Here is an 882-nt window from a genome sequence, read left to right as displayed (position 1 = left end):
CTGTTGATCTTTGCTGTTCATAATTTAGCCAACCCACATTGGCAGCCATATAAGGCAGCAAGCCAAGGCCAGTGTACTTGCATAATTCCGGGCTAATTTATCATACCTTGTTGCTACTGAGCGGTAATGTTTTAGCCTGGCAAACACGTTCTCAACCAGATGGCGATATTTGTACAGACACCAGTCAATATCGCCATTACCAATCTTCGAATTACGCTTGCGCGGTATGTTAGGGACGCCCTTTTTTTCTCGGATCTGCTCTCGTATCTTCTCGCTATCATAGCCCCGGTCAGCGATAACGTGTTCGGCATCAGGCAGCTGTTTTAGTAATTCTATGGCTGCTTTACTGTCATGAACCTCACCGCCTGTCACAATAAAATCTATTGGCAAGCCGCAACTATCCACTGCCATATGGATTTTCGTCGTGTTGCCACCACGACTTTTCCCAATCGCTTCTTTATCTTCTGAGCGAGCACCTGTCGCATGCTGATGCGCTTTGACGATGCTGCCGTCTATAAATTCCCACTCTAAATCAGCCAATTGCCTTAACTCTGCGAATAGCTGCATTAGAATGCCTTTTTTTAGACCACAGGTTAAAACGCCGGTAGATGGCGCTCCAATCTCCAAAAGCTTCTGGCACATCGCGCCAAGGGCAACCGACCCGCATCCGATACAAAATGCCTTCGAAAGTATTTCTGTGTTCCGGCTTGTCATATACGCGGCCCGTTTTAAGCATCAATCTGATTAGCTTTGACCAGTACTCGTCTGTTAACATTGTTCTTGGCATGATGGGTTGTCATGGTTAGTTTTTGGCGAAAGTAATTATACCAGCCCATCATGCTGTCTAATAATCCATCACGAAAGATCAACAAGCCCTAGTTT

Annotated in this window: 1 protein-coding gene; it reads right to left on the bottom strand. The window is 45.8% G+C overall.

Annotation, left to right across the window (positions count from 1 at the left end):
- Nucleotides 1-24: 24 nt before the first annotated feature.
- Nucleotides 25-787 (bottom strand): IS5-like element ISSpu10 family transposase gene (locus ACQ661_RS12670; protein WP_011789342.1). Its coding sequence is split into 2 segments (ribosomal slippage): nt 25-582 and nt 584-787, totalling 762 coding nucleotides; the frame shifts between segments, so codons are not numbered across the junction.
- Nucleotides 788-882 lie beyond the last annotated feature (95 nt).

Source organism: Pseudidiomarina sp. WS423, from assembly GCF_050750165.1.
Classification (GTDB): Bacteria; Pseudomonadota; Gammaproteobacteria; order Enterobacterales; family Alteromonadaceae; genus Pseudidiomarina; species Pseudidiomarina fusca.
Note: the sequence above shows the minus strand (reverse complement) of the source record. Positions and strands in the feature narration are given on the sequence as shown.